General features: G+C 65.0%; 7 protein-coding genes. 3 read left to right on the top strand and 4 right to left on the bottom strand.

Going from position 1 to position 9,384, the window contains the following annotated elements; genetic code table 11:
- Positions 1–112 precede the first annotated feature (112 nt).
- Together OUZ45_RS20170 and OUZ45_RS20165 are read right to left on the bottom strand one after the other, a co-directional pair.
- A complete protein-coding gene (locus OUZ45_RS20170; RefSeq protein WP_266172125.1) occupies positions 113–2,281 on the bottom strand; it encodes a primosomal protein N' in 2,169 nt (722 codons plus the stop codon).
- Between the two features lie 462 nt (positions 2,282–2,743).
- Positions 2,744–3,805, bottom strand: a complete 1,062-nt coding sequence (locus OUZ45_RS20165) for a DUF3667 domain-containing protein (protein ID WP_266172124.1) — start codon at positions 3,803–3,805, stop codon at positions 2,744–2,746.
- Positions 3,806–4,034: 229 nt separating this feature from the next.
- Between OUZ45_RS20165 and OUZ45_RS20160 the strand changes: the two genes are divergently transcribed.
- Positions 4,035–5,429: an MATE family efflux transporter gene (locus tag OUZ45_RS20160; protein ID WP_266172123.1), complete on the top strand. Its 1,395-nt coding sequence runs from the start codon at positions 4,035–4,037 to the stop codon at positions 5,427–5,429.
- A 52-nt stretch (positions 5,430–5,481) separates the two neighbouring features.
- Positions 5,482–7,347 carry a signal peptide peptidase SppA gene (gene sppA, locus OUZ45_RS20155; protein WP_266172122.1) on the top strand — a complete coding sequence of 622 codons (1,866 nt, stop codon included), beginning with the start codon at positions 5,482–5,484 and terminating at the stop codon, positions 7,345–7,347.
- A gap of 240 nt (positions 7,348–7,587) precedes the next feature.
- On the opposite strand, the gene OUZ45_RS20150 is transcribed toward sppA, so the two are convergent.
- Positions 7,588–7,803 (bottom strand): hypothetical protein, encoded by a 216-nt coding sequence (locus OUZ45_RS20150; RefSeq protein WP_266172121.1) that lies wholly within the window; start codon positions 7,801–7,803, stop codon positions 7,588–7,590.
- 88 nt (positions 7,804–7,891) lie between these two features.
- Here OUZ45_RS20150 and OUZ45_RS20145 point away from each other — a divergent pair, with 88 nt between their 5' ends.
- A complete protein-coding gene (locus OUZ45_RS20145) occupies positions 7,892–8,674 on the top strand; it encodes an SDR family oxidoreductase (RefSeq protein WP_266172120.1) in 783 nt (260 codons plus the stop codon).
- A 30-nt stretch (positions 8,675–8,704) separates the two neighbouring features.
- On the opposite strand, the gene OUZ45_RS20140 is transcribed toward OUZ45_RS20145, so the two are convergent.
- A complete protein-coding gene (locus tag OUZ45_RS20140; protein WP_266172119.1) occupies positions 8,705–9,355 on the bottom strand; it encodes a DUF4124 domain-containing protein in 651 nt (216 codons plus the stop codon).
- Positions 9,356–9,384 lie beyond the last annotated feature (29 nt).

Raw genomic sequence — 9,384 nt, 5'->3', positions numbered from 1 at the left:
CTGCGGGCGCCGCGCGGCTCGACCTGACGGCCAGTCAGGCGCATCGCCACGCGGCGCCCGCAGCGCGCCCTCTGGAGATCATGCCGCCTACGTGGAATAGATCAGAGGGTCCTTAATACAGATCGATCGGATCCACATCCAGCGACCAGCGTACGCGTCGTGCCGAAGGCAGTGATGCGAGCGTGCGTTGCCATGGCCGCAATGCGGTGTGCAAGGTGCTGCGACTGGCGGCTTCGATCAGCAGTTGTCCACGATGGCGACCCGCGCGCAGTGGCATGGGCGCCGGCATCGGACCTGCGACCTGCAGTGTGTCGTGGACCAGCGCACCGTGGGCTTCGCGCAGAAAGGTATCGACGTGCTCGCGCTGGAGCGCGTCGGCGCGCAGCAGCACCTGATGTTGATAAGGCGGGAGCTGCACCATGCGCCGCTCGGCCAGCAAATCCTTCGCCGCGGCACCGTAGCCTTGGGCGAGCAACTGGCGTAGCAACGGGTGTTCCGGGTGATGAGTTTGCAACAACACGCGACCGGGTTTGCTGGCGCGTCCGGCGCGTCCGGCCACCTGCACCGTCAGCTGCGCAAGGCGTTCGCTGGCGCGGAAATCCACGCTGTGCAGGCCCTCGTCCACACCGACGATGGCGACCAGGGTGAGATTGGGCAGGTCGTGGCCCTTGGCCAGCATCTGGGTGCCGACCAGGACCGCGGGACCTTCGTCGCGCAGCTTGTCCAATAGCTGTTCGAAGGCATCGCGGCGACGCGTGGTCTCGCGATCGATGCGCAGCACGGGCACATCAGGGAATTGCGCGGCGAGCGCTTCTTCCAGTCGTTCGGTGCCTTGGCCCTGTGGCTTGAGGTCGCTTGCGCCGCAAGAGGGGCAGGCCTCCGGCACTCGGGCGTGAAGGTCGCAGTGGTGGCAGATCAGCTGGCGGCGTCCCGCATGCAGCGTGAGCGGATGCTCGCAGCGCGTGCACTCGGCGTGCCAGCCGCAGGCGTGGCAGAGCAGCACCGGCGCATAGCCGCGGCGATTGCGGAACACCAGCACCTGTTCGCCGCGCGCCACGGTGTCGGCCACGGCGGTAAGCAGGGTGGGTGACAGACCGTGTTCCAGACGCTGTGCGCGCATGTCCACGATCTGCACCTGGGTGGGGCGCACCGCGCCAGGGCGCGCGCGCAGATGCAGGGCGCGATAGCGGCCTGCATCGACGTTGGCCAGCGACTCCAGCGAGGGCGTGGCCGAACCGAGCAGCACCGGGATGTCGAGTGCGCGGGCGCGCAGCAGGGCCAGGTCCCGTGCGTGGTAGCGGAAACCCTCCTGCTGCTTGTACGCGCCGTCGTGTTCCTCGTCGACCACGATCAGCCCTGCGTGTGGCAGCGGCGTGAACACGGCCGAGCGCGTGCCCAGGATCACCTTGGCTTCGCCCGAGCGGGCGCGCAGCCAGGCGCGTGCGCGGTCGCCTTCAGAGAGATTGGAATGCAGCACTTCCACGGCCACACCCAGCCGCTCGCGCAGGCGCCGAACGGTCTGCGGAGCGAGGCCTATCTCCGGTACCAGCAGCAGCGCCTGCCTGCCTTGCGCGAGTACGGATTCGATCAGGGCGAGGTAGACCTCGGTCTTGCCGCTTCCTGTCACGCCATCGAGCAAAAACGGCTGGAAGCGGCCAAGCTCGGCATGGACCGACGCCACGGCGTGCTGCTGCTCGGGGCTGAGCGTGGGTGGCTCGCTGGAGGGTGCTGGCGCATCCGGCAGGCGTTCGATGCGCTCGATCAGGCCCGCGCTGGACAGGCGCCGCGCGGCTTCGCGCCAATCGGGTAGGTGCTCATGCAGCTCCCCTGCGCTCAAGGGCATGGGGGCCAGGGCTTCCAGCAGGCGCCGGCTGCCGCCCTTGCGGCTGCCTGCATCCAAGGCGCTGCGCCCGGCCACGGTCAGCGCCCAGACTTCCTCGCGGGTATCCGGCAGCGGCTTGTCTTCGCGCAGGGCCAGCGGCAGGGCGTTGGCATAGGCTTCGCCGGGCGCGCCGAGCCAGTAGTCGGCCGCCCAGGCCAGCGTCTTCATCAGTTCGGCGTCGAGCAGTGGGCTGTCGTCCAGCAGGCGGATGACCCGCTTCAGGCGGGCGCCACCCAAGGCGGATTCCACGCCCGCTTCCACCACCACGCCCACCGCCTTGCCACGACCGAACGGCACCAGTACGCGGCTACCGGCCTGCGCCTCGCCCACCGCGGGCGGCAGGTAGTCGAACAGGGTCGGCAGGGGGACAGGCAGGGCGACGCGAAGAACGGCGGGCATGCAAAACCTCGTGGCGGGCCAGTGTAACTGTCATGTGCAGACCGGGTGAGGAGCGGGTGGACGCGCCGGTACATGTCCCATGGCTTGATAGGTCTTGGCGGAGTTTGCTGCTGCGGGGTCGAGGAGTGACCGATAAGTGGCTATGTCCGTGGGAATTTTCCTCTTATCCACAAGAGCTGTGGATAAGTCTGTGGATGTATCGGGGAGGGAGTGCCTTCAGGCCTGTGATGACGCCCTTCGCGACAGGATGGATAAGTTTTAGCCATGCGAGAAAATCAAAAAATATCAATGAGTTGCAAATGATGCTTGGCTGGTGTTCATGTAATTGCCATGAAGCGATGCCTTGTCTTGACAGTCTCGTGATGCTGTGCAAAACCCAAAACAGAGGCCTTGACAGGTGTCTTCCGGCGGCTTGGCTGCGAGGTATTGCCGTGATTTGCGTCACAAAATTGTCGCGGTGCTCTACCGGGCAAGGCCGAGCGCTACAGCGGAGGCCAGGGCGATCGACAGCAGCCACAGGTAGCACCAGCCGATCGCAAAATACTTCACCGTGGTCATGAACCAGCCCTGGCGGTAAATACGTTTCTGCATCACCAGCAGGTAGATCGGCGCCCACAGGGCCAGCCCCCACTCGATCCAGCGCAGCGGATAGGCCGCCCAGGCCGCGTGTGGTTCGATCCATGCCTTGAGCAGGGCCAGCACTGCGGCCAGCAACAGCGTCAGGAACAGGAAGGCATGGCTGTGCAGCGCGACAATCAGGTGCTCCATATAGAGCCGGCGCTTGAACAGGTAGGCCAACTTCAGCAGCAGGGCGAACACCGGCATCATCAAGAACATGGTCTGCGGCAGCACGCCGAACAGTCCGGCCTTGATGCGCTCCAGAGCTTCATTTTTGGCGGTGCCGCCTTTGCTGAGGCCTTCTAAGTTGGCCTTGATATTGACCATCGCATGAGTGAGCCGGGCGTTTGCGAATTCGGGCAGCCAGGCGATGTGGACGTCGGAGGGCTTATGCAGCCACTTTTCGTTATCGCCGCTGTCCTCGTCGTCTGTCTTGGCGTGGTCCGCTGGTATGGCTGCCGATGCGCTGGCGGCTGGCGCACCCGCAGCCTGCAAGACGGCTATGCGGGCGGCGGCCTGTTTCCGCAATTTCTTCTCGGCGATATTCAGTCCACTTTGGGCAATGTCCGGCGTTGCCTCCCGACCCGTGCGTATACCCGCCAATTGCTCATCCAGTGAGCGCTGCACCTCGGCAGGTGTCTTCAGGTCATCGAAGGTGTTTTTGTCTAGCTGAACCAGAGGAGGGCCTTCCTCGAGGCGATGTCCGGCCAGCACATCAATGGCGACGTGCGTTAGGAAGAACGCCAGCAAGCACAGCATGAACATCAGGCGGAACGGCGCTATATAGCGTTGCCGGCGGCCGGAGAAGTACTCCATGGTGAGGAAGCCGGGCTTGGTCAGCAGCGGCGGCACCGTGTGAACCACTCGCCCATCGATGTGGAACACCGTTTCCAGCGTGTCCTCCATCATGTGGTGCATGGGTTTGAGCACGGTATGGATGGATTGCCCGCAGTCGTGGCAGAACTCGCCTAGCATCGACGCATTGCAATTGGCGCAATGCACGCCTTCGTACGACACCACTTCCTTCATGCCCTGACCCCTCCCCCGTGAAGCGGGCGATGTTGTCATAACCTGATGACGACGGCAGCTCCGTCGGATGACTCCTGTAGAATCGTAAGTTCTGGAGTCTCTGCATATGAACCTGTTCCGTCCCGATCGCGCCCGAGTGGCGCATGAGATCGGCGCCACCATTCGCCTCGCGCTTCCCCTGATTGCCGCGCAGCTCGCCGCGGTCGGCACCAACGTGGTTGATGCCATGCTCGCCGGCCATTTCAGCGCCCATGTGCTCGGTGCGGTGGCCGTGGGCGCCAGCATCTGGGCCCTGGCCATCGTGACCGGCATCGGCATGATGATGGCGGTGCCGCCCTCGGTCTCGCAGTTGGATGGCGCCGGCCGCCGCCCCGAAGTGGGTGCGCTGTTCCGCCAGGCATTGTGGCTGGCAGTGACGGTGGGCGTGTTGCTGTGGTTCGTGGTGCGTCATGCCGCGCCGTTGACCGCGCTGATTGGCGTGGCGCCGGGCTTGCGCCGCGACGTGGGCGAATTCCTGCAGGCGATCAGCTGGGGCGCACCCGCGCTGACCTGCTACTTCGCGCTGCGCGGTTTGTCCGAAGGTCTGTCGCTGACCCGGCCCTCGATGTATTTCAGCCTAGGCGGCCTCATCTTGCTCGCGCCACTGGGCTATGTGCTGATGTTCGGCAAGTTCGGCCTGGAGCCGCAGGGCGCGCGCGGTTGCGGTATCGCCACGGCGCTGGTGCTGTGGATCGAGATGGTGGCGTTCGCGACTTATATCGCGCGCCACCGCAACTATCGTGGCCTGGGTCTTGGCGAGCGCTTCGATCTGCCGGACCTGAAGAAGATCGGCGAGTTGTTGTGGGTCGGTTTGCCGATGGCAGTCACCCTGCTGGCGGAAGGCGGCTTGTTTGTCGCGGTGGCGCTGGTGATCGGTACGCTGGGCGAGAACATCGTCGCCAGCCATCAGGTGGCGCTCAACGTCGCTTCGCTGTTCTTCATGATTCCGCTGGGTCTGGCGATGGCGATCACCGTGCGTGTGGGCAACGCGGTGGGGCGCGGTGATGCGGTCGGGGTGCGCTATGCGGGCCTGTGCGGTATCGGCTTGACCCTGGTCACCCAGGTGTTCTCGGCCGGCCTCATGCTGAGCCTGCCGCACTTCATCGCTTCGCTATATACCCACGATGCCGGCGTGATCGCGCTGGCGGCGCAGTTGGTCGTACTGGCCGGGGTGTTCCAGTTTTCCGACGGCATCCAGGTGGCCTCCAACGGCGCCCTGCGTGGGCTCAAGGACACCCGTGTACCGATGGCCCTCACGCTGTTCGCTTATTGGGTGATCGGCATGCCGGTTGGCTGGTGGCTGGCGTTCCGGCAAGGCATGGGCGCACGCGGCATGTGGATGGGCCTGATCGCCGGGCTGAGTGTGGCGGCGGTGCTGCTGTTCGTGCGTTTCTGGCGCAGCTCGCTGCGCGAGCGGTGGCGCCGGGGCGCCAGCACAAACACCAGTACTTCACCCACATGACCATGACGACGGGAACGGGTACGCTGCTCCCGTCTTATTGAGGAACGCACGCATGACGGAGCGCCGCCCCAACGGTTTCTGGGCCTTTCTTAGCGTCTTCGGGCGCGGCATCAACGTAGTCAGGCTGGTGATCATCAACCTGGTCTTTTTTACGTTCCTGTTCCTATTCCTGTTGATCGTGGCGGGCTTCGCCATCGGCACCCGCAGCGAGCGCAGCATCCAGAATGACAGCGTGCTGCTGCTCAAGCCCCAGGGCGAACTGGTGGAGCAGTACAGCATCGAGCCGCTGCAGCGGGCGCTGTCCGGTCTTTCCGGCAATCAGCCGAGGCAGATACAGCTGCGCGATCTGACCAGCGCCATCGACGCGGCGGCCAAGGACAGCCGCATCAGCCGCATCTTGCTGGAGCCCGACGAACTTCATGGCGGCGGTTTCGCCGCCCTGCACGAAGTGGGCGCGGCGCTCGATCGCTTCCGCGCCACCGGCAAGCCGGTGGTGGTGTGGGCGGCGAATATGGATCAGGGCCAGTACTACCTGGCGGCGCATGCCGACCGCATCCTGCTCGATCCCAAGGGCGGCGTGGTGCTCACCGGTCTGGCCAACTACCGGCTGTTCTACAAGGACCTGCTCGACAAGCTCGGCGTCGACGTGCACCTGTTCCGTGTGGGCCAGTTCAAGAGTGCCGCCGAGCCATACATCCTCGACCACGCTTCGCCCGAGTCGAAGGAAGCGGACAGCTACTGGATGGGTGGCTTGTGGAGCGCCTATATCGACGAGGTCGCCAAGCTACGCAAGCTGGAAGCGAGCAAATTACGCACCGACATCGACGGCCTGCCGGAAGCGATTGCCAGCACCCAGGGCGACCTTGGCCAGCTGGCCTTGAACGAGCACCTGGTCGACGGCTTGGCTACCCGCGCCGAGCTGGAAGCGATGATGCGCAAGGAAGGCGTGCCGGCGGGCAAGAAGGGCCTGGGCTTCCGCGAGGTAGAGCTGCAGCATTACATGGCGAACCTGCCGAACGGCGGCGACCTGCTTTCGTCTGGCGTATCCGTGGTGGTGGCTGAAGGCGAGATCGTGGGCGGCAAACAGCCGCAGGGCTCGATCGGTGGCGAGTCCACCGCGGCGCTGATCCGCGCCGCGCGCGAAGACCATCGCACCAAGGCGTTGGTGCTGCGCGTGAACTCGCCGGGTGGCGAGGTGTACGCCGCCGAGCAGATCCGCCGCGAAGTCGAGCTGACCAAGGAAGCCGGTATTCCGGTGGTGGTCTCGATGGGCAACGTCGCGGCCAGTGGCGGTTACTGGATCTCGATGAATGCCGATCGCATCTATGCCGAGCCCAATACCATCACCGGCTCCATCGGCATCTTCGGCATGTACTTCACCGTGCCCGGTACGCTGGACAAGCTGGGTGTGAAGAGCGATGGCGTAGGCACCGGTCCGCTAGCTGGCGCGTTCAACATCACCCGTCCGCTCGATCCCAAGGTAGGCACGCTGATCCAGGCCATCATCGACAAGGGCTACCACGACTTCGTCGGCAGTGTGGCCAAGGCGCGCGGCAAGGACTATGACGCTATCGACACCATCGCGCAGGGTCGCGTATGGACCGGTCAGCAGGCGCTGGAGCGTGGCCTGGTCGACCAGCTCGGCGGTATTGGCGACGCGATAGCCGATGCGGCCCAGCGCGCCAAGCTCGGCAAGAATCCACCCGTGCATTACATCGAAGCGCCGCTGGGTGGTTTCGAGCAATTCCTGGTGGGGCTCAACGACAACGCGGCGATGAGCGCGATGCAGGCGTACGGCGTGCGCCTGCCGGCGTGGGTGGCGCAGCTGCCGGCGATGGTGCCGGAGCTGAAGCTGCTGCGTACCGCGCAGTCGGGTCGGCCGAACGTCTACGCCTATTGCTTCTGCGAGCCGCGCTAAGCGCGGCATCGCAATACCTTTGTAGGAGCCCACCCTGTGGGCGAAGGCCCTGCGCAGCAGGGCCGGTATTTAAGAGCACGGCCCATCCATGGGCCTCACCCTGCGGGCGGCTTACGCCGTGCAAACCGGCAGTCCTGCCTGTTTGTCGCGCACAGGGTGCGCTCCTACAGCAGCGCGGGAAACGTGGCGCGCATTTCGTTGAGCCCGCCGTCACTGTGCGGGGAGATGCAGACGGTCAACTCATTGCTCCGCCGCTTCGACCTGCTTGCGCTGTTGTTCGGCCTGCTGGTCGACGGTCTTCTGCACGTCCTTGGCCTTTTGTTCGTCCTTCTTCAGGTCGTCCCAGGGCGTGGCGACGCGCGCAGGCTCCTGCTTGGGGGCGGCTTGCGGTGCGGGCGGTTTGCCGGAGCAGGCCGCCAGGGCAAGGGTGCACAACGGAAGAATGAGCCACTTCATGGACGTGTCCCGCAGTGAAGGGTGGGGCCAGTGTCTCCCGCGGCCACAACAGCGGCAAGCGCGCGCCGTGTTGGGTATGCTTCCGCGCATGAACAATCGCATCGACGCCTGGCAGCTGCAGGGCCATACCGCATTGATCACCGGAGCCAGCAAGGGTATCGGCTACGCCGTCGCCCGTGAGCTGGCGGGGCTGGGTGCCAACCTGCTGTTGGTGGCGCGCGACGAGGATTATCTCGAGCAGGTGCGCGTCGAAATCAGTGACGATTTCGAGGGCATTGAAGTGCTCGCTTTGGGCGCCGACCTGAGCGAACAGGAAGACCGCCTCGCCGTGTTCGATTGGATCGCCGATCTCGGTGCGCCGCTGTCGCTGTTGGTCAACAACGCGGGTGGCAACGCGCCTGCGTCCACGCTGGAATACAGCGAGCAGGACTATCGCGCACTCTTCGAACTGAACCTGTTCTCCGCTTTCGAAATGTGCCGGCTGGCGCATCCGCAACTCGTGCAGCACGCCAACGCCGCCATCGTGAACGTAGGCTCCGTCTCCGGTATGACCCACGTGCGCACCGGGTCGGCCTACGGCATGACCAAGGCCGCCCTGCACCAGCTCACCCGCAACCTTGCGGTGGAATGGGCCATCGACGGTATTCGGGTCAACGCGGTGGCGCCGTGGTACATCCGCACGCAGCGTTCCGAGCCTGCGCTGGCCGATGACGATTACCTCGACGAAGTGCTCGACCGCACGCCGCTGCGCCGCATCGGTGAGCCGGAAGAAGTCGCCGCAGCAATTGCCTTCCTATGCCTGCCGGCGGCGAGCTACATCACCGGCCAGGTACTGGCCGTTGACGGCGGGTTCCTCAACTACGGTTTCTGAAAAGCTCGAGCTTCTACGTGGAGATCGCCGTCAACATTGGCCGAGCTGCGCACGCAGCTCGTTGTCGCGTTGTTCCAGCGGCGGGCGATCGCTCTTGAAGGCCCGTCTCAGTTTGCGTGCGTTCTCGTCGTAAGCATCCTGCAGGGCGTGGCAGGTCTCCTGGATCGTGAGCGGACGGCACTGATCCTGCACCCATACGTAGTTGCCGGCGACTAGCCCAGATGTGATCTTGCCGCGGTTGGCTTCCGGCGCGGATATGCCCGCGCCGCCAGCAGGGCCATAGGCGTGCGCCAATGGCATCTGCACAGCACCGAGTATGCCGAAGGGGGCGAGGTAAGGCTCGGGGTAACCCTGGGTGCTCAGGTAAACCTTGCCGTCCGTGGCCCGCGTGCAGCCATACATGCGTGGCAGCGGCACACTCGGTTCGGCAGGAACGTAAGGTGCGGGAGGTGGCGGAGCGGACGTGCCCTGGTCCGTTGTAGCCGGTGGCGCAGGGCGCGGCTGCGCGACACTCGGCTGGTCAGGCAGGTCGATCGTTTGCTGGTGCTGCGCCTTGGTGCAAGGCGCATCCTGATAAATCACCTTGCCGTCGCCGCCCGTGCACTTGTAGACCGTCGTGGCGCCCACCGGTGTGGCGCTGAAGGGCAGCAGCAACAGCAGCAGGGCAAGGAGGCGTCGCATTGGCTGGATTCTAGCCTTCCCGTCGCAAG

This window comes from Dyella subtropica, from assembly GCF_026283965.1.
GTDB classification, from domain to species: domain Bacteria; phylum Pseudomonadota; class Gammaproteobacteria; order Xanthomonadales; family Rhodanobacteraceae; genus Dyella_D; species Dyella_D subtropica.
The sequence above is the reverse complement of the archived record's forward strand: the minus strand, read 5'-3'. Positions and strand labels throughout refer to the sequence as shown.